The 18,269-nt window shown below is 68.7% G+C and carries 17 protein-coding genes; 8 read left to right on the forward strand and 9 right to left on the reverse strand.

Going from position 1 to position 18,269, the window contains the following annotated elements:
• Positions 1-16: 16 nt before the first annotated feature.
• On the reverse strand, positions 17-484 hold the full coding sequence (locus WS49_RS06595) for an OsmC family protein (RefSeq protein ID WP_059525561.1): 468 nt from the start codon (positions 482-484) through the stop codon (positions 17-19).
• Between the two features lie 125 nt (positions 485-609).
• On the reverse strand, positions 610-2,577 hold the full coding sequence (ftsH, locus tag WS49_RS06600) for an ATP-dependent zinc metalloprotease FtsH (RefSeq protein ID WP_059525563.1): 1,968 nt from the start codon (positions 2,575-2,577) through the stop codon (positions 610-612).
• Positions 2,578-2,990: 413 nt separating this feature from the next.
• On the opposite strand from ftsH, the gene WS49_RS06610 reads away from it, so the two are divergent.
• Complete coding sequence (locus WS49_RS06610) at positions 2,991-4,655, forward strand: acid phosphatase (protein ID WP_059525567.1); 1,665 nt, start codon at positions 2,991-2,993, stop codon at positions 4,653-4,655.
• 102 nt (positions 4,656-4,757) lie between these two features.
• Here the strand turns inward: WS49_RS06610 and WS49_RS06615 are convergent, their stop codons facing one another.
• Positions 4,758-6,254 (reverse strand): FAD-dependent oxidoreductase, encoded by a 1,497-nt coding sequence (locus WS49_RS06615; RefSeq protein ID WP_059525740.1) that lies wholly within the window; start codon positions 6,252-6,254, stop codon positions 4,758-4,760.
• 293 nt (positions 6,255-6,547) lie between these two features.
• On the reverse strand, positions 6,548-6,757 hold the full coding sequence (locus tag WS49_RS06620) for a hypothetical protein (RefSeq protein ID WP_059525742.1): 210 nt from the start codon (positions 6,755-6,757) through the stop codon (positions 6,548-6,550).
• 452 nt (positions 6,758-7,209) lie between these two features.
• On the opposite strand from WS49_RS06620, the gene WS49_RS06625 reads away from it, so the two are divergent.
• The 5 genes from WS49_RS06625 (at position 7,210) to WS49_RS06645 (ending at position 11,145) form a co-directional block, all read left to right on the forward strand.
• Positions 7,210-7,626, forward strand: a complete 417-nt coding sequence (locus tag WS49_RS06625) for a nuclear transport factor 2 family protein (protein ID WP_059525569.1) — start codon at positions 7,210-7,212, stop codon at positions 7,624-7,626.
• Between the two features lie 3 nt (positions 7,627-7,629).
• Positions 7,630-8,487, forward strand: a complete 858-nt coding sequence (locus WS49_RS06630; RefSeq protein WP_059525571.1) for an SDR family NAD(P)-dependent oxidoreductase — start codon at positions 7,630-7,632, stop codon at positions 8,485-8,487.
• Positions 8,488-8,528: 41 nt separating this feature from the next.
• Positions 8,529-9,287 carry an SDR family oxidoreductase gene (locus WS49_RS06635; protein WP_059525573.1) on the forward strand — a complete coding sequence of 253 codons (759 nt, stop codon included), beginning with the start codon at positions 8,529-8,531 and terminating at the stop codon, positions 9,285-9,287.
• Between the two features lie 37 nt (positions 9,288-9,324).
• Positions 9,325-10,161 carry an SDR family NAD(P)-dependent oxidoreductase gene (locus WS49_RS06640; RefSeq protein ID WP_059525575.1) on the forward strand — a complete coding sequence of 279 codons (837 nt, stop codon included), beginning with the start codon at positions 9,325-9,327 and terminating at the stop codon, positions 10,159-10,161.
• Positions 10,162-10,239: 78 nt separating this feature from the next.
• The gene (locus tag WS49_RS06645; protein WP_059525577.1) at positions 10,240-11,145 is read left to right on the forward strand and encodes an NAD-dependent epimerase/dehydratase family protein; all 906 of its coding nucleotides are present in this window, start codon (positions 10,240-10,242) and stop codon (positions 11,143-11,145) included.
• A 138-nt stretch (positions 11,146-11,283) separates the two neighbouring features.
• On the opposite strand, the gene WS49_RS06650 is transcribed toward WS49_RS06645, so the two are convergent.
• From WS49_RS06650 to WS49_RS06670, 5 genes are all read right to left on the reverse strand, one after another.
• Entirely contained in the window at positions 11,284-13,149 is a 1,866-nt protein-coding gene (locus WS49_RS06650) for a phosphoenolpyruvate carboxykinase (GTP) (protein WP_059525579.1), read from the reverse strand.
• Between the two features lie 524 nt (positions 13,150-13,673).
• Positions 13,674-14,450 carry a glucose 1-dehydrogenase gene (locus tag WS49_RS06655; RefSeq protein ID WP_059525581.1) on the reverse strand — a complete coding sequence of 259 codons (777 nt, stop codon included), beginning with the start codon at positions 14,448-14,450 and terminating at the stop codon, positions 13,674-13,676.
• Positions 14,451-14,547: 97 nt separating this feature from the next.
• Positions 14,548-15,303 carry an SDR family NAD(P)-dependent oxidoreductase gene (locus tag WS49_RS06660; RefSeq protein WP_059525583.1) on the reverse strand — a complete coding sequence of 252 codons (756 nt, stop codon included), beginning with the start codon at positions 15,301-15,303 and terminating at the stop codon, positions 14,548-14,550.
• Between the two features lie 9 nt (positions 15,304-15,312).
• Positions 15,313-16,179, reverse strand: a complete 867-nt coding sequence (locus tag WS49_RS06665) for an SDR family NAD(P)-dependent oxidoreductase (protein WP_059525585.1) — start codon at positions 16,177-16,179, stop codon at positions 15,313-15,315.
• Between the two features lie 52 nt (positions 16,180-16,231).
• Positions 16,232-16,732, reverse strand: coding sequence for a nuclear transport factor 2 family protein (locus WS49_RS06670; RefSeq protein ID WP_059525587.1), 501 nt, complete (start codon positions 16,730-16,732; stop codon positions 16,232-16,234).
• Positions 16,733-16,942: 210 nt separating this feature from the next.
• Here WS49_RS06670 and WS49_RS06675 point away from each other — a divergent pair, with 210 nt between their 5' ends.
• Both WS49_RS06675 and WS49_RS06680 read left to right on the forward strand, forming a co-directional pair.
• The gene (locus WS49_RS06675; protein WP_059525589.1) at positions 16,943-17,464 is read left to right on the forward strand and encodes a nuclear transport factor 2 family protein; all 522 of its coding nucleotides are present in this window, start codon (positions 16,943-16,945) and stop codon (positions 17,462-17,464) included.
• 50 nt (positions 17,465-17,514) lie between these two features.
• Positions 17,515-18,231, forward strand: coding sequence for an EthD domain-containing protein (locus tag WS49_RS06680; protein WP_059525591.1), 717 nt, complete (start codon positions 17,515-17,517; stop codon positions 18,229-18,231).
• The last annotated feature ends 38 nt before the right edge of the window (positions 18,232-18,269 follow it).

Here is an 18,269-nt window from a genome sequence, read left to right on the forward strand (position 1 = left end):
ACGTCCTGACGCACGCTCACACGCCGGTCGTCTCGCGGTCGAGCACCGCGCCGTTCACATCCCGTACCGCCACCGAGATCGGAATGCCTTCGCGCATGCTCTCGGTCACCACGCAATATGCATCGAACCGGTCGAGCATGCGCGTCGCCGCCGCGAGATCGGCCCACGCCTTGCCGACCGACAGCGTCACGGCCATCGCGCCCACGCGCACCCTGCCCGCTTCGTTCTGCACCATGTCGACGTCGATATGCGCGGTGACCGGCTGCGGATCGACGCGCTGTTTCTCGAGCGCGAACAACAGGCTCGCCGCGAGGCAGCTCGCGACCGCCGCGGCCAGCAGCCGGACAGGATTCGGACCGCGGCCGGCGCCGAGCGGCGGCGGCTCGTCGGTGAGCACCGGCGAAAGCTCCGTGCCGGCAAACGTGACTTCGAAACTGAAACGCGCATGCTGCGCGACATCGACTGATACGTGCGCCTCGCTCATGGCGACTCCGTGACTGGAAAAAGGGGAAACGAAACGCCGGCGCAACGCCACGCCGGCGAGATTGAATCGCAGCGACGGCGCGGCACGCTCGTGGCCATCCGCCGGCTGCGCGACAGGCTCGCACTTCAGCGTTCGGGTTCGCGCGGCGGCCCGTATGCGACGAAATCGCGTTCGATCGCCGACGCCTGCTCCGGCGCATTCGCGCCCGCGCCCGGCCCGAGATCGGTCGTGGATGGCGCGGCGCCCGGCGCCTCTCGCCCGTCGATCAGCGCCTGCAACGCATCGCGTTCGAGCACCTCGCACGCGAGCAGCCGTCGTGCGATGCGCTCGAGCGCATCGCGACGTTCTCCGAGCGTCGACGCGACGCGCGCATGCGCATCGGTCAGCAGCGTATGCACCTCGTCGTCGATCATCCGTGCGGTGTGCTCGCTGCAGCGCGCCTCGCCCGCATGCCATGCGCCGGGTATGCCGGTGCGCGCATCGCCGTCGTCGAAGCTCACCAGCCCGATCTGCTCGCTCATCCCGTATTGCATGACCATGTGGCGCGCCATCGCCGTCGCGCGCTCGAGATCGTTCTGCGCGCCCGTCGACACGTCGCCGAACACGAGTTCTTCCGCGACACGCCCGCCGAGCAGCGCGTCGATCCGGTCGAGCAGCTCGCTGCGGCGCAGGACGTAGCGATCCTCGGTCGGCACCTGCTGCGTATAGCCGAGCGCGGCCACGCCGCGCGGAATGATCGACACCTTCTTCACCGGATCGCAATGCGCGCGGCTTTCCGCGACGAGCGCATGGCCGGCCTCGTGATAGGCGATCGTCAGCTTCTCCTGCGCGTTCATCACGCGGCTCTTGCGCTCGAGGCCGGTCAGCGCGCGATCGATCGCCTCGTCGAAGTCGTCCATCCCGATCGCCGGCTTGCCGAGTTCCGCCGCATGCAGCGCGGCCTCGTTGACGACGTTCGCGAGATCGGCGCCGACGAAGCCCGGCGTGCGCGACGCGAGTTCGCCGAGGTCGACGTCGGCCGCGAGCTTCACGCGCTTCACGTGCACGCCGAGGATCTGGCGGCGGCCGTTCACGTCGGGCCGGTCGATCGCGATGTGACGGTCGAAGCGGCCCGGGCGCAGTAGCGCGGGATCGAGGATCTCCGGCCGATTGGTCGCGGCCATGATGATCACGCCGGAGCCGGCCTGGAAGCCGTCCATCTCGACGAGCAGCTGGTTGAGCGTCTGCTCGCGCTCGTCGTTGCCGGACATCGGGCCGACACCGCGTACCTTGCCGAGCGCATCGAGCTCGTCGACGAACACGATGCACGGCGCCTTCTGCTGCGCCTGCTCGAACAGGTCGCGCACGCGCGCCGCGCCGACGCCGACGAACATCTCGACGAACGCGGAGCCGCTGATTGAGAAGAACGGCACGGCCGCCTCGCCCGCCACCGCGCGCGCGAGCAACGTCTTGCCGGTGCCGGGCGCGCCGACGACCAGCACGCCCTTCGGAATCTTGCCGCCGAGCCGCTGGTAGCGATCCGGATCGCGCAGAAACGAGACGAGCTGCTGCAGCTCGGCCTTCGCTTCGTCGATGCCCGCGATGTCGTCGAACGTGATGCCGGTTTCCTGCTGCACGTATACGCGTGCGCGGCTCTTGCCCATTCCGGTGAAATCCTGCAGCCCGCCGCGCTTGCGCAGCATCAGGTTCCAGATGAACACGAACGCGACGAGCGGCACCAGCCACGACGCGAGCGACGCGATCCAGCCGGTGTCGGACGCGCCGTGAAAGCGGATGCCGGCGGCGCTCAGCGTGTCGATCAACTGCGGGTCGGTCACGCGGTTGGTGGCGAAGCGCGGCGGCGTGCCGCCCGACTTCACGGCCGCGACATCGGACGCCGGCAGCATCGCGCCGGCCTGCGGCATCGTCAGCGTGCCCGTGATCGTCGTCGATCCGATCTCGAGATCGTCGACGAGCCGCGCGGCGACGAGCCGATGGAAATCGCTGTACGCGATCAGCGTCGACGCCGGACGCAGCATCAGCAACTGCGCGGCGAACAGCACGAAGAAGCCCGCCGCGATCAGTAATCCTGCGAAGTCGAATTTCCTGTCCATGGCATCGGGCCGGCCGGTCGTGCCGCTGCGCGCTTATGCGTGCCCGCGCGCCGGGCCGGCACGCGGCATCGGGAGCCACGCGCATACGGAATGCATCCGCGTCATCGTCGCCTCGTTTCGTCGCATGAATGACACCGCGAAGGCGCGCCACGCGCCGTTCGCGCGGACGACGCACGGCAATGCGCCGCCCGTGATTCAAGTCTAGTTCGCGCGCGGGCGTCCCGCATCGTCCGACAAACAGCTTTCGTCGACGCGGCCCGGCGCGTTATAGTCGCGCTCATGACATTTTTGTGACAGCCGGCATCGCCCCGCCCGGGCGCGACGCCGGCCGTTGCGTCCCGTCCCGCGTCGCGGCAGGCCGCGCGACGCTGCCGCGCATCGATCGACAACCGCCCATCCGAGGAGCTCACGACGTGAACGACACCCCCGATCGCCCCGACGACCTTCCCGTTGATCCCGACCGCCGCCGCATGCTCGGCGGCCTCGCCGCGCTCGGCGCGGGCGTCGCGCTCGGCGGCTGCGAGACCACGCCGGGCAGCGCGCCGCGCTCCGCCGCCGACCTGCGGCTCGACGAAGCGCTGCGCCGGCAGGTGCGCCACATCGTCGTGATCTATGCGGAGAACCGCAGCTTCGCGAACCTGTACGGCGACTTTCCCGGTGTGCGCTACCCGCTGAGCGAGGTGCGGCCCGAGCATGCGCAGCAGCTCGATCGCGACGGCAAGACGCCGTTGCCCGTGCTGCCGAAAATCTGGGGCGGACTCGTGCCGCAGGCGCAGGAAGTGGACGGCAAGCGCTACGCGATCGCCGAGCGCGACATCGACAAGCTGCCGAACGCGCCGTTCCGGATCGCCGATGCGCAGGGCAAGCCGCTGCCGAACGGCGTGATCACCCGCGACCTGTGGCATCGCTTCTATCAGAACCAGATGCAGATCGCCGCGGGCCGCAACAACCAGTTCGCCGCGTGGGCCGATTCGGGCGGCCTCGTGATGGGCCATTACCGCAATTCCGCCGACACGCTGCGGCTGTGGAACCTCGCGCGGCAATACACGCTGTGCGACAACTTCTTCATGGCAGCCTTCGGCGGTTCGTGGCTGAACCACATGTTCCTGATTTCCGCGCAGCCGCCGATCTATCCGGATGCACACAAGCATCCGCACGCGGCGAAGCTGCTGTCGAAGGTCGACGGCGACGATCCGGCCGGCACGCGGCTGACGCTCGCCGCCGATTCGCCGGCGTCCGCGCTCGAGGGCCCGCCGAAGTTCGCGGTCGACGGGCCGTTGACGCCCGACGGCTACGGCGTCAACACGATGGCGCCGCCGTACCAGCCGAGCTACGTGCCGCCGGCCGATCCCGGCAACGCCGCATACGCGGATCCGGCCGACCATCGCGTGATCCCGCCGCAGGGCCATGCGACGATCGGCGACCGCCTGTCGGAGAAGAACGTCGACTGGGCGTGGTACAGCGGCGCGTGGCAATACGCGCTCGAGCACCGCGATACGGGCATGGTGCCGGATTTCCAGTACCACCATCAGCCGTTCAACTACTTCGCGAACTACGCGCCCGGCACCGACGCGCGCCGCAAGCACCTGCGCGACGCGGGCCTCGGCGACGAGCCGTCGACCAACCACTTCATCGCCGACATCGACGCGGGCCGCCTGCCGGCCGTCGCGTTCTACAAGCCGCAAGGCAACCTGAACATGCACGCGGGCTATGCGGATGTCGAATCCGGCGATCGCCACATCGCGAACGTGATCGAACGCATCCGGCGCGGCCCGCAGTGGGCGAACACCGTGATCGTGATGACGCACGACGAGAACGGCGGCTGGTGGGATCACGTCGCGCCGCCGGTCGGCGATCGCTGGGGCCCCGGCTCGCGGATTCCCGCGCTCGTGATCTCGCCGTTCGCGAAGAAGGGTTACGTCGACCACACGATGTACGACACGAACTCGATCCTGCGTTTCATCAGCCGCGTGCACGGGCTCGCGCCGCTCGACGGCGTCGCCGCGCGCGACAAGGCGTTCGCGTCGCGCGGCGCGACGCCGCCCGGCGACCTGACGAACGCGCTCGATCTCGGCTGACGGCCTGTCGACGCGTCACCGACGTCCGCCTGAAACGACGACGCCCCGGCGCAACCCGGTTGCCCGGGGCGTCGTGCTTTCTCGTAGAGGGTAAAGGCGACGCTACGCGGCGCTGCGGAGCGCCTCGCTCGCCGAACGCGCGGCGTGACGGCCGGCCTGCCGGCCGAAGAACGTCGCGTCGGCCAGCGACAGCCCCGAGCTGTACCCCGCGCCCCAGCGCGGCAGCCCGCAGCTTGTGCGGCCGGCCGCATAGAGGCCCGCCACCGGCACGCTCGCGGCGTCGAGCACCTGCCCGGTCGGCAGCGTATCGAGCCCGCCCAGCGTGAAATGCGGATAGAACGCATAGTCGATCCGGCAATCGAGCGCGACGAACGGCGGCTCGATCAGCGGCTTCAGCCACTTCTTCGCCTTGTGGAACAGCGGATCGACGCCTTCGGCCGCGTGGCGGTTGTAGACGTCGACGGTCGCCGTCAGCGTGCCGGCCGGCATCTGCAGGTCGCGTTCGACTTCCTCCCATGTCTCGCCCGCCGCCGCGATGCCGATCCGCGCGATCGCGGGCGGCTCCTGGTAGGTCGCCTGGTCGACCAGCAGGTAGATCCGGTCGTCGGCCTGGTGGAACGCGTGATGGCCGGTGCGGCCGTGATAGCCGTCCTCGTTGATGAAGCGCTGGCCGCGCGCGTTCACGAAGATCCCGTGGATCAGCGATTCGGGCGCGTAGAACGGCAGGCTGACGAAACCCTGGTCCATGTGGATCGCGGCCCCGCCCGCGCTCTGGCCGAGCAGGATGCCCGAGCCGTCGTCGCCGGGGCTGCCGATCGGTTCGTCCGAGCGCAGCAACTGCGGCGCGTGCCGACGCACCATGTCGCGGTTCATCGCGAAGCCGCCCGCGCACAGGATCACCGCGCGGCGCGCCCGCACGCATGCCGTCTGGCCGTATGCGCGCAGCACGACGCCGCGCACCGCGCCGGCATCGTCGACGATCAGCGCCAGCGCGCGCGTGTCGTAGCGTGTCGACACGCCGAGCGCCTGCACGCGCTCGGCCAGCACGCGCATCAGCATCTGCCCGCCGCCCCAGCCCGGCCATTGCGGCGTGTGGCCGCGCGGGCACGGCTTCGCGGCCTCGCTGAACGGCCAGGCCTCCTCGCTGCCCGACCAGATCAGGCAGTCGTCTGTTTCCGGTTCGACGATCCGCTCGGCGATGAACGTGTTCTTGTACGTGAGGCCCTGCGCGACGAGCCAGTCGTGATGCGCGAGGCTTTCGTTCGCGTAGAGACGCACCTTTGCCTCGTCCGCGTCCCGGCCGCCCGCGAGCATCAGGTAGCGGTACAGGTCCTCGGTATCGTCGCTGAAGCCGGCCTGCCGCTGCGCGGGCGTGCCGCCGCTGCCGCCGAGGTAGATCTCGCCGCCGGACAGCGCGCTCGTGCCGCCGTAGCTCGATGCGCGCTCGACGATCAGCGTGTCGGCGCCGGCGCTCGCGGCTTCGATCGCCGCGCACGCGCCGGCCGCGCCGAAGCCGACGATCACGACGTCGTGTTCGGCATCCCAGCGAGGCACGTCGCGGATGTTCAGGGGGCGGGTCAGGGAATAGTCGGATGACATCGCGTAATGGTTCTGCGTGAAGGGAATCGATGAAAGACGGTGGTCGCGGCGAAGCACAGCGGGCAGGCCGCCCGACATGGATCTCGGCGCGTTGTCGATGCGCGCGTTCGAGCGTGCGCAGGCGAGCCGCGCGTGGTGTCGCGGACGGGAGATTCGAACGACGACGGAAACCGGATGGGCGCCACGCGACGCATGTATCGCGGTGCTCCACCCGGTCGTTCCGCCAGGACGCCGCCGCATCGCGACGGCTTCCGGGCGACATCGAATCGGCGCGGCGCACGGCCGCGCCGGCGTCACATGCCGCGCAGCGCGGCGAAGCCGAAGTGCGACGGATCGATCGGTACGCAACCGGTCGGCAAGCCGTTCGAGTCGACCGAGCGGCACTGCAGGATGCCGGCCGCATACGGCGGCGACGGGACCTGCTCGGCGCCATATCGCGCCATTGCCATGGCCGCGAACGTGCCCATCGCCAATACGCACAGCTTGCGAATCGTGAGTCTCATGATCGTCGTCCCCTCCGGTTGGCCGCTATCGCGGTTCGTGTCCGGCGACCGGCCACATGCAGCGGCACCGGATGACTGCACGGTAGCCAGCGCCGGCTCGGCGGCCATCGTCCGTTTCGACTAGGGACAAACGCGAAGCGGGCTGCATGCGGCGTGCCGCGTTGCAGCATTGATGCGCGGTCGGTTCGACCGAAGGACCCGCCAACCGTCTGCCCCGCCTTGCTGCGACGAGCCGCGTCACCGTCGGGCGAATGCCATGCGTCAGCCGCCGCAACGCAACATCGGACGCTGCGCCACCGCCGATCCCGGTGTTTTCCCCGATCCGTACCCTGCTCCGTATGGATGATGAGGATCGATCGGTCCGATGCGAACCTGCGCGTCGACGTCGCAATGCCGCCGCGTCCGCGCTCGCGGCGCGGCAGACGCTTTCCGTTCACTCACGGGAGTACCGCATGACCGATTCGAATCCTCGCCACGCGCTGTACGAACTTGCGTGCCGTTACGCGCAAGCCGTCGACCGGCGCGACTGGCCGCGCCTCGCCACCCTCTTCACCGCCGATGCGCAGCTCGACGGCCCCGGTTTCCGCTTCGACGACCGCGATGCGATCGTCGCCGGAATGAGCGTGATCGAGCGCTACGAGACCACCCAGCATCACGTGCACAACCAGCTCGTCACGCTCGACGGCGGCGAAGCCGATGTCGAGACCTACGGCGTCGCGTGCCACGTGTATGTGCGCGACGGCGTGAAGCGCAAGCTCGACTGGGGGCTGCGCTATCGCGACCGCTGCGTGTTCGACGGCGGCACGTGGCGCTTCGCCGCGCGCACGCTGCACGTCGACTGGTCGCAAGACCTGCCGCTGGAGGGCTGAACGATGCGCTCGCCCCTTCCCCTCGCCGGCCGCACCGCGCTCGTCACGGGCGGCGCCGGCGGCATCGGCGCGGCCTGCGCGCACGCGCTCGCCGCCGATGGCGCGGCCGTCGTGCTGATGGGCCGCCGCCGCGACGCGCTCGAACGCACGCAGCGGCGCCTTGCCGACACGGTGCCCGGCAGCCGCGTCGCGATCCACGCCGGCGACGCCTGCGACGACGCCGACCTGCAGGCCGCGCTGGATACCGCGTGGGCGCTCGACGGCCGTCTCGACATCGTCGTGCCGACCGTCGGCGGTGCCGGGTTCCGCCCGCTGCTGATGCACGACGCCGACAGCTTCCGCGCGGAAATCGACCTGAACCTGCACAGCGCGTTCGCCGCTATCCGTCACGCCGCGCCGCGGCTCGCCGATAGCGGCGGCGGCGCCATCGTTTGCATCTCGTCGACGGCCGCGCAGATCAATTTCCGCTGGCTGTCCGCGTACTGCACCGCGAAGGCCGCGCTCGAGGCGCTGGTGCGCGGCGCGGCCGAGGAACTGGCCGGCGCGAAGATCCGCGTGAACGCGGTGCGGCCGGGCCTCACGCGCTCCGAAGCCACCGCCCCGATGTTCGACGACCGTGCGCTGCTCGACAGCTTCCTCGAACAGATTCCGCTCGGCACGCTCGGCGAACCGGATGCGATCGCGCATGCGGTGCGCTACCTCGCGGGCCCCGAGTCGGGCTGGGTCACCGGCCAGAGCTTCGCGGTCGACGGCGGCCACGAGTTGCGCACCAACCCGCGCGTCGACGACACGATCGCGCAGATCTACGGCGCGGCCGCGCTCGATGCGGTCAAGGCCGGCCGCGCGCCGGGCGCCGCATGAGCGCCCGCCTTCTTTCAACGTCACAGGGAATCGACCCAAAGATGAATCGAGTCGCAAACAAGGTCGCGCTGATCACCGGCGCGGCGAGCGGCGTCGGCCGCGCCGATGCGCTGCTGCTGGCCGCCGAGGGCGCGCGCGTCGTGCTCACCGACATCGACGAGGATGCGGGCCGCGCGCTCGCGCGCGACATCGGCGATACGGCGCTGTTCGTGCGTCAGGACATCGCCGACGAGGACGGCTGGCGGCACGCGATCGCGTCGACGCTCGATCGCTTCGGCCGGCTCGACGTACTCGTCAACAACGCGGCGATCTGCCCGGTCGGCTCGATCGAGGACACGAGCCTCGACACCTGGCGGCGCGTGCTGCGCGTCAACGCGGACGGCTATTTCCTCGGCTGCAAGTACGCGATCGGCGCGATGAAGCACAACGACACGCCGGGCTCGATCGTGATGATGTCGTCGGTCGCCGCGCTCGGCGGCCTGCCGATGATGTGCGCATACACCGGCTCGAAAGGCGCGGTGACGGCGCTCGCGCGCAGCGTCGCCGTGCACTGCAAGCGCAGCGGCTACCGGATCCGCTGCAACTCGATCCACCCGGACGGCATCTGGACGCCGATGACGCAGGCGCTGATGCCCGGCCTCGATCCGGCCGAACTCGGCATCGGCAACGATCCGATGGCACGCATGTGCGACCCGCAGGACGTCGCGAATCTCGTGCTGTTCCTCGCATCCGACGAGTCGCGCTTCGTGAACGGCGCGGAGCTGCGGATCGACAACGCGCAACTCGTTTCGTCGCTGTGATGCGGCTCGCGGCTTTTCCGTTCGAAGGAGTGTTGTGATGATTTCATTTACCGGCAAGACGGTCCTGGTCACCGGCGGCGGCGCGGGCATCGGCCGCGCGTGTGCGGAAGCATTCGGCGCGGCGGGCGCGCGCGTCGCGGTGGCCGAGCTCGACCCCGCTCGCGCGCAGGACGTGCGCCAGGCGCTCGAGGCCGCGGGCGTCGACGCGCTCGTCGGCGCCGTCGACGTCACGCGCCGCGACGAGGTCGACGCGTTCGCGCGAACGATCGACGCACGCTTCGGCGGCCTCGACGTGCTCGTCAACAACGTCGGCGATTTCCTGCAGATCGCGAAGCCGTTCGACGACCATACCGACGACGACATCGCGCGGCTGTTCGACGTGAACCTGCGTCAGGTGTTCGTCGTCACGCGCGCGATGCTGCCGTTGTTGCGCAAGCGCGGCGCGGGCGGCAGCATCGTCGGCGTGTCGTCGATCGAAGGCTTCCGCGCGATTCCGAACTGCAGCGTCTATGCGTCGTTCAAGGCCGCGCTGACCGGCTTCACGAAAAGCCTCGCGCTCGAACTCGGGCCGGCCGGCATTCGCGTGAACCAGATCGCGCCGGAGACCACCGAGACGCCGCAGGTGCCCGTGAGCGCGATGGTCGCGGCCGAGCATCGCGCGCACATCCCGCGCTGGATTCCGCTCGGGCGCTTCGGTGCGGCCGGCGACATCGCGGGCGCCGCGCTGTTCCTCGCGAGCCCGCTCGCCGCGTGGGTCACCGGCACGACGCTGCACGTGGACGGCGGTGCGCTCGCGGCGGCCGGCTGGTATCGCGACCCGAACGGCTTCTGGACCAACATGCCGGTCGTCACGGGCAACGGCTTCAATTTCTGAGCGCCGATCCGCGCGGCTTCATCCGTTCAATCGTCGGTTCAATTCATGCGGCGCGCCTGCGCCGCCCTCGGAGACACCATGAAAATCCTGATCATCGGCGGCACCGGCCTCATCGGCGGCCACGCCGCGCTGCATCTGCACGCGCAAGGCAACGACGTGACGCTCGCCGCCCGCAAGCCGCCCGCGCCGGGCAGCGCGCTCGCGCAATTCGACGTGCTGCTGCGCGACTACGTGGCCGACACCTTCACGCGCGACGATCTCGCGCCGTTCGACGCAATCGTGTTCGCGGCAGGCAACGACATCCGTCACCTGCCGCCCGGCACCGACGAAGCCGCGCACTGGGAACGCGCGAACGTCGACGCGGTGCCGCGCTTCTTCGCGCTCGCGCGCGATGCGGGCGTGAAGCGCGCGGTGCTGGTCGGCAGCTTCTATCCGCAGGTCGCGCCGGCACTCGTCGACACGGTGCCGTACGTGCGCTCGCGCCATCTCGCCGACGAACGTGTGCGCGCGCTCGCATCGCCGTCGTTCGCGGTGTGCAGCGTCAATGCGCCGTTCGTCGTCGGGTCGGTGCCGGGGCTGCGCAACGAGATGTTCGCCGCGTACACGGGCTATGCGCAGGGCAAGCTCGCCGGCCTGCCGGTGTACGGGCCGGCCGGCGGCAGCAACTTCATCTCGACGCAATCGCTGTCGGAAGCGATCTGGGGCGCGCTGCAACGCGGCGCATCCGGCAAGGCGTATCTCGTCGGCGACGAGAACCTGAGCTTCGCCGACTACTTCGCGGCCTTCTTCCGCGCGGCCGGCAATCCGCAGCCGGTGCCATCGCTCGATCAGGAGCATCCGCTGCTGCCCGACATGGCGATCTACACGGGGCGCGGCAACGTCGTGTCGTACGAACCCGATCCGGCCGATATCGCGCTGCTGCGCTACCGGCGCGGCGACGTGCAGCGCGCGGTGAACGAAGTGGTCGCGCATTGCGGCGCGTAGGCGCACCGCCGGCGCAACACGCGCAACGCTGAAACGAAGCAGAAACGAAACGTCCCGCCGCCGGCGATGCATGCCGGCGGCGGGACGTTCATGCCACCCCGTCGTTACTTCGTTGCTTCGTTGCTTCGACCCGGATCGTCAGCCGCCGATGCGCTGCTCGATCTTCTTCATCGTGTCGGTCAGTTCGGCCGGCAGACGCAGCTTCAGCGTGTCGAACAGCGCCGCATGCAGCTTCAGTTCCTCGCGCCATTCGCCGGCGTTCATCGACGTCACCGCCTCGAACTGCTCGCGCGTGAAGTCGAGCCCGTCCCAATGCAGGTCGTCATAGGCCGGCGATACACCAAACGCATGGTCGCCGCCGCCGCCGTTGCCCTCGAGGCGATCGAGCATCCATTTCAGCACGCGCATGTTCTCGCCGAAGCCCGGCCACACGAACTTGCCGTTCGCGTCCTTGCGGAACCAGTTCACGCAGTAGATCTTCGGCAGCGTGGCGCCGGCGCCTTCGATCTGCTTGCCGAGCTTCAGCCAGTGCGCGAAATAATCGCTCATGTTGTAGCCGCAGAACGGCAGCATCGCGAACGGGTCGCGGCGCACGACGCCCTGCTGGCCGGCAGCCGCGGCGGTCGTCTCCGAGCCCATCGTCGCGGCCATGTACACGCCTTCGATCCAGTCGCGCGCCTCGGTCACGAGCGGCACGGTCGTCGAGCGACGGCCGCCGAAGATGAACGCGTCGATCGGCACGCCGGCCGGATTTTCCCAGTCCGCGTCGATCGACGGGCATTGCGATGCCGGCGCCGTGAAGCGCGAGTTCGGGTGCGCGGCCTTGCGGCCGGTTTCCTTGCCGATCTCCGGCGTCCACGGATTGCCCTGCCAGTCGGTCAGCTTCGCGGGCGGCGTGTCGGTCAGGCCTTCCCACCACACGTCGCCGTCTTCCGTCAGCGCGACGTTCGTGAAGATCACGTTTTCCTTCAGCGTCGCGATCGCGTTCGGGTTGGTCTTCACGCCCGTGCCCGGCGCGACGCCGAAGAAGCCGGCTTCCGGATTGATCGCATACAGGCGCCCGTCGCGGCCCGGCTTCAGCCAGGCGATGTCGTCGCCGATCGTCGTGACCTTCCAGCCGTCGAAACCGTGCGGCGGGATCAGCATCGCGAAGTTGGTCTTGCCGCACGCGGACGGGAACGCCGCCGCGACGTGATACTTCTTGCCGGCCGGCGACGTCACGCCGAGAATCAGCATGTGTTCGGCGAGCCAGCCCTGGTCGCGGCCCATCGTCGACGCGATGCGCAGCGCGAAACACTTCTTGCCGAGCAGCGCGTTGCCGCCGTAGCCCGAGCCGAAGCTCCAGATCTCGCGCGTATCGGGGAAGTGCACGATGTACTTGACCGGGTTGCACGGCCACGGCACGTCCTTCTGGCCCGCTTCGAGCGGATGGCCGACGCTGTGCACGCACGGCACGAATTCGCCGTCCTCGCCGAGCACGTCGTAGACGTCGCGGCCCATGCGCGTCATGATCCGCATGTTCACGGCCACGTACGGGCTGTCCGACAGCTCGACGCCGACGTGCGCGATCGGCGAGCCGAGCGGGCCCATCGAGAACGGCACGACGTACAGCGTGCGGCCGCGCATCGAACCGCGGAACAGACCGTTCAGCGTCTCGCGCATTTCTTCCGGCGCGATCCAGTTGTTGGTCGGGCCGACGTCGTCGGGCGATTCGGTGCAGATGAAGGTGCGGTCCTCGACGCGCGCGACGTCGGACGGATCGGACTGCGCGAGATACGAGTTCGGGCGCTTCGCCGGATTCAGGCGCGTGAGCGTGCCCTGGTCGACCATCGCCTGGCACAGCGCGTCGTTTTCTTCCTGCGAGCCGTCGCACCAGACGACGCGGTCGGGCTCCGTGAGCGCCGCGATACGCGACACCCAGTCGATCAGTTTGCGATGCTTGACGAATGCCGGGGGAGCGATCAGCGGGCCGTGCGTCGCTTCGGCCAGATTGTTTTGCGACATGGAAATGTCTCCAGACTATTGGGCGGGGATGGGGGATGCGGGACGCGCCCGCGAGATGGGGAATGCGGTCGGAGCGCAGGAAGCAGCGACGCGCAAGGCGGGACACGCGAGCGGAGCGCGTGTCGATGCCGCGATGCGGGCGAGAGAATGTGATGTCTCGTATGAGCGTGCGAACGCGAGTTTCGCCATGCAAGCAACCTGCCGTACAACTCCATGCCGGCCAGCATACCATCGCCGTTATCGTGCGGGCGTTGCGTTGCAACAAGAAACAACTGTGACGACGTGCCGGCATGCCGCTTGCCGGCGCGTCCTTTTCACTGCGCCGACGCGTGAGCTTTGGGGACGAAACGGCTGGAACGTCCGTCCTGCAAGGGTTTCGCGAAAACGGAAAAATCGCGCGACAGGTTCGCATGCGATGCGCGCGAACGGTCGCGGCGCAGATTCGTGTTTTCGCTACTCAGGCAAACCCTGAATTAGGTTGCGCACACAAACATCCATCTCGCATGCGTCGTGTGCGCTACCGCTCAAAACGGCGCGCCCGGCAATCCGGGGTAATACGCGCCTGCCGCCATCCCGCCGTCGACGGACAGTTCGGCACCGTTGCAGTACGACGCTTCGTCGCTCGCGAGAAACAGCGTCGCGCGCGCGATTTCGTCAGGCAAGCCGACGCGCTGCAGCGGCACGTGCGTGTAGTGCTTATTGATCTCGTCGAGCGGCGCGCCGGTCGGATTCGACATCGCGGTGTTGACGCCACCGGGATGGATCGAATTCACGCGCACGCCCTGGTGGCCGAGTTCGAGCGCCGCCACCTTCGTCAGGCCGCGCACGCCCCATTTGCTCGATACGTAGGCGGCCAGCGCGTTCACGCCGCGCAGCCCGTCCACCGACGAGATGTTGACGATCGACCCGCTCTTCCGCGCGATCATGCGCGGCGCGATCGTGCGAATGCCGACGAAGGTGCCGACGAGATTGATCGATACCGCGCGCTCGAAATCCCGTTTCGACAATTCGGTGATCGCGCCGAACATCAGCACGGCCGCGTTGTTCACGAGCACGTCGATGCGGCCGAACTGCTCGACGGTCGCATCGGCGACACGCGCCCAGTTCGCCTCGTCGCTCACGTCGAGCCGCATGAAGCGTGCCGCGTCGCCGAGTTCGCGCGCAAGCGCCTCGCCTTCCGCGTCGAGCACGTCACCGATCACGACGCGCGCGCCCTGCTCGACGAACAGCCTGCATGTCGCGGCGCCCATCCCGCGCGCGCCGCCCGTGACGATCGCCACCTTCCCTTCCAGTCGACCCATGTCGCTCTCTCCTCGATGCTTTCCGATTCCGGTTTGCCGGCCGCGACGCGCTGCCACGCGCATCGGTGCCGGCTCTTGATGTGCGTCGCGTTTGCCGTCAGCCCCAGTACGCCTGCCCGCCGTCGAGCGGCAGCGTGGCGCCCGTCAGGTACGCGGCGTCGCGGCTCGCGAGAAACACGATCGCGCGCCCGATGTCCTGCTCGCAGTCGCCGACGCGGCCGAGCGGGATCGTGCGGAAGAACGCGGCCGCTTCGTCCGGATTCGCGTCGACCCAGCCCTTCAGCCCCGGCGACAGCGCGTGCGGCGCGACCGCGTTCACGCGAATGCCGTCGGTGCCCCATTCGCATGCCGCCGCACGCGTGAGCGCGCGAATCGCTTCCTTGGTCGCCGCGTAGGCGCCATAGCCCGACGCGTCCCAGCGCACCGCGGCCGACGACGCAAAATTGACGATCACGCCATCGCCCTTCAGATGCGGATGGCACGCGCGCATCATTCGCAGCGTCGCGATCGGCCCCGACTCGAGACCCGCGAGAAAATCCGCGTCGGTCACATCGAGCAGGCGACCGAGCGGCACGACCTGCGCGTTGTTGATCAGGATCTGCACGCCGCGAAACCGCTCGACGACCGCATCGACGCAGCGCGCGATCTGCGCGGCGTCCATCACGTCGCACACGAACGGCTCCGCGATACCGCCGCGAGCGCGGATCGCGTCGCAGGTCGCGACCAGCTTGTCGCGCGTGCGGCCGACCACGGCCACCTGCGCGCCTTCGGCCGCGAGCGCGTGCGCGACGCCTTGCCCGACGCCCTGCCCCGCGCCCGTCACGAGCGCGACCTTGCCTTCGAGGATGCCCATCTGCACTCCTTAAGCGACGATCGCCGGATGAGCCTGCACCGGCCCGCCAAGCAGTTCGCGATACGACGGCGGCTGCTTGCCGTCGACATCCGCGATGCCATACTGCAGCGCGGCTTCCGCGCCGACCAGCACCTGCCCCGACAGCGCCATGCGCTGCGGATCGGCGTGGATCGCATGAATCACGCGGCCGGTGAATTCCGGGCTTTCGGCAACGAGCGAGAATTCCTTGTAGAGATCCGGATGCTCGTCCCACACGCGCGTCGTGCGTTCGGTGCGCAGCGGCCCCATCCAGATCGACACGGCCGCGACGTCGAACGGTTTCAGGTCGACGGCCATGTCCTTCGCGAACTTGTCGACGCCGGACTTCTGCGCGCCGTACGCGGCGCCGTGCATGTAGCAGCTCGCGCCGAACGACGACGTGAACGCGATCAGCCCGCTGCGGCGCCTCGCCATCAGCGGCGCGGCGTGCCAGCTCGCCACGTACGCCGAGCGCAGCCCGACGTCGAGAATGTTCACGAGGTCGAGCGACTTCTCCCAGAACGGGCCCGGCAGGATCAGCTGGTCGTGCAGGTAGGTCGCGTTGTTGACGAGGATGTCGAGCCGCCCGCTGTCGCGTTCGACGCGCTCGAACAGCGCCTTCACCTGTGCGTCGTCCGCGTGGTCGCACGCGACGGCGATCCCGCGGCCACCAAGCGCGTCGATCTCGCGCGCGGTTTCGTGGATCGTGCCGGGCAGCGGCGCGTCGCCTTCGTTCTGCGAGCGGCCCGTCACGTAGACGGTCATGCCGGCCGCGCCGAGCGCGCGCGCGATGCCCTTGCCCGCACCGCGCGACGCACCCGTCACGACGGCGACCGGCGCCTCGTTGTTCTGTGCCATGTTCGATGTCTCCTGAGGATTGCTTTTCAACCTGCGCGGGTAGTGCGCGTCGTCACGCGGCGGGCGGCTGCGCACCGGCGAACAGCACGCCCGGTGCGTCGCCGTCGTAGCGGGCGGACAGCGTCGACGTGACGACGCAGCGCGTGCTCACGATCTTCCATTCGCCGTCGACCTTCCGGTATTCGTCGTCGTAGGTCGCGCCGAGCTGCGTGAGCGTGCGCGCGTTGGTGTCGAGCATCTGGTAATGCAGGCCCCACGTACCGCGCGCATGCGTGTCGTCGAGCACGGTGATGTCGGGGTTCACGCCGTGATGCATCTCGACGATGTGCGGGTAGCAGCCGAGCCGCTCGAACACGTCGACGAGCGCGTCGCGGTGGTCGAACGTGCCGATTCGGCCGTAGTCGATGTGCACGGTGCCGGGCGCGAAGCAGTCGCGCATCCCTTGCGGATCCTTCCGGTCGCAGCACGTGAAGTAGCGCGCCTTCAGGCGGCGGATCGCGTCGGCGTCCTCCAGCCTGCGCATGCGCGCTTCCATTCGTTCGATCGGGGTCATGCCGTCTCCTTGGTCTCGTGTGCGCGGATCGAAGCCGCGTCGACGCCACGTTACAGGCGCAAGGAAGGCCGGCCATCACCTGTTTGGATGAACCCCGATGCCGTGTATCGGCAAGGTTGAACGCAGCCCCCGCGGCGTTCGTCCGAACAGACGATGTGATGCAGGCGGCTTCGTTCCTACCATCGAACGACACCACCACGAGACACGGCGATGGACGAGACGACCCGCACGCTCCACGAGTACGAGCAGATCCGCCAGCTGAAGTACCGGTATTTCCGCGCGGTCGACACGCACGACTGGTCGCTGCTCGCGCAATGCCTGACCGAGGATTGCGAGGCGCGCCTGTACGGCGGCCGCTATGCGTACGACGGCCGCGACGCGTTCGTGTCCAGCCTGCGCGAACTGATCGGCAAGCCGACCTTCCTGACGATGCATCACGGCCACCACCCCGAGCTCACGCTGGTGTCCGCCGATCACGCATGCGGCGTGTGGTTTCTCGAGGATCATGCGATCAATCTTGAGGATGACTACCTGCTGCACGGCACCGCGTTCTACGACGACCAGTACGTGAAGCGCGACGGCGTGTGGCGCATTCATGCGACGCGTCACGAGCGCCTGTTCGAAACCGTCACGTCGCCGATTCCGCCGTCGTTCACGCTGACCGCCAATCGCTTCGCACCGGGCGCGCACGACGCATCCGGTGCGATCGATACGGCCGTCAGCGCTTCCTGAAACCCGGCGGCAGCGCCGCCGACCTCGTCATTCCCTTTGGAGCCGGAGCAATGGAGAAAGTCATTTACGTGTTGTGGCGCGATGCACAGGCCGCGCCCGAGCAGTGGAGCCGCAGCGTGCGCGCGCAGCTCGCCGACAAGCTGCTGTCGCTAGGCGCGCACGGCGTTCAAGTGAACGTTGCCGACGCCGATGTCGCGCCGGCCGCCGCCCTGAAGCAGACCAACACGCACCCGGGCATCGACGGCATCGTCGCGATGTGGATCGACAGCGCGAACCCGATGTTCCGTCAGCCGTTCGACGACGCGGTACGCGCGATCGTCCCGCACATGGCCGCGTATCTCGTCACGGAGTCGCAGCCGATTCCGAACACGCGCTTTCCTGCGCGGCCAGGCGAGCGCACGAGCGGCTTCTCGCAGCTCGCATTCCTGAAGCGCCCGCCGCGCCTCACGCACGAAGCATGGCTCGACGTATGGCACGGCCATCACACGCGCGTCGCGATCGATACGCAGGACAATTTCCTGTACGTGCAGAACGTGGTCGTGCGCGCGCTCACGCATGCGGCGCCCGGCTACGACGCGATCGTCGAGGAATGCTTCCCGGCCGCCGCGATGACCGATCCGTACGCGTTCTTCGATGCGGTCGGCGACGAGGAGAAATTCCAGCGCAACGTCGCGGAAATGATGGACAGCTGCGGACGCTTCATCGATTTCGACAAGATCGACGTGGTGCCGACGAGCCAGTACGTCGTGAAGGCCGTGCGCGGATAAAAAAAACGCCAACCCGTCATGAACGGGTTGGCGTCGTG

Origin of the sequence: Burkholderia sp. RF7-non_BP4 (assembly GCF_001521935.1) — a bacterium.
Lineage (GTDB): Bacteria > Pseudomonadota > Gammaproteobacteria > Burkholderiales > Burkholderiaceae > Burkholderia > Burkholderia diffusa.

What these genes read in the sequence shown, in the direction of transcription:
- WS49_RS06675 (WP_059525589.1), top strand. Translation starts at nt 16,943, where the DNA reads ATGGACGAGACGACCCGCACGCTCCACGAGTACGAGCAGATCCGCCAG.
- WS49_RS06635 (WP_059525573.1), top strand. Translation starts at nt 8,529, where the DNA reads ATGAATCGAGTCGCAAACAAGGTCGCGCTGATCACCGGCGCGGCGAGC.
- WS49_RS06615 (WP_059525740.1), bottom strand. Translation starts at nt 6,254, where the DNA reads ATGTCATCCGACTATTCCCTGACCCGCCCCCTGAACATCCGCGACGTG.
- WS49_RS06645 (WP_059525577.1), top strand. Translation starts at nt 10,240, where the DNA reads ATGAAAATCCTGATCATCGGCGGCACCGGCCTCATCGGCGGCCACGCC.
- WS49_RS06640 (WP_059525575.1), top strand. Translation starts at nt 9,325, where the DNA reads ATGATTTCATTTACCGGCAAGACGGTCCTGGTCACCGGCGGCGGCGCG.
- WS49_RS06650 (WP_059525579.1), bottom strand. Translation starts at nt 13,149, where the DNA reads ATGTCGCAAAACAATCTGGCCGAAGCGACGCACGGCCCGCTGATCGCT.
- WS49_RS06655 (WP_059525581.1), bottom strand. Translation starts at nt 14,450, where the DNA reads ATGGGTCGACTGGAAGGGAAGGTGGCGATCGTCACGGGCGGCGCGCGC.
- WS49_RS06660 (WP_059525583.1), bottom strand. Translation starts at nt 15,303, where the DNA reads ATGGGCATCCTCGAAGGCAAGGTCGCGCTCGTGACGGGCGCGGGGCAG.
- WS49_RS06680 (WP_059525591.1), top strand. Translation starts at nt 17,515, where the DNA reads ATGGAGAAAGTCATTTACGTGTTGTGGCGCGATGCACAGGCCGCGCCC.
- WS49_RS06630 (WP_059525571.1), top strand. Translation starts at nt 7,630, where the DNA reads ATGCGCTCGCCCCTTCCCCTCGCCGGCCGCACCGCGCTCGTCACGGGC.
- ftsH (WP_059525563.1), bottom strand. Translation starts at nt 2,577, where the DNA reads ATGGACAGGAAATTCGACTTCGCAGGATTACTGATCGCGGCGGGCTTC.
- WS49_RS06595 (WP_059525561.1), bottom strand. Translation starts at nt 484, where the DNA reads ATGAGCGAGGCGCACGTATCAGTCGATGTCGCGCAGCATGCGCGTTTC.
- WS49_RS06665 (WP_059525585.1), bottom strand. Translation starts at nt 16,179, where the DNA reads ATGGCACAGAACAACGAGGCGCCGGTCGCCGTCGTGACGGGTGCGTCG.
- WS49_RS06620 (WP_059525742.1), bottom strand. Translation starts at nt 6,757, where the DNA reads ATGAGACTCACGATTCGCAAGCTGTGCGTATTGGCGATGGGCACGTTC.
- WS49_RS06625 (WP_059525569.1), top strand. Translation starts at nt 7,210, where the DNA reads ATGACCGATTCGAATCCTCGCCACGCGCTGTACGAACTTGCGTGCCGT.
- WS49_RS06670 (WP_059525587.1), bottom strand. Translation starts at nt 16,732, where the DNA reads ATGACCCCGATCGAACGAATGGAAGCGCGCATGCGCAGGCTGGAGGAC.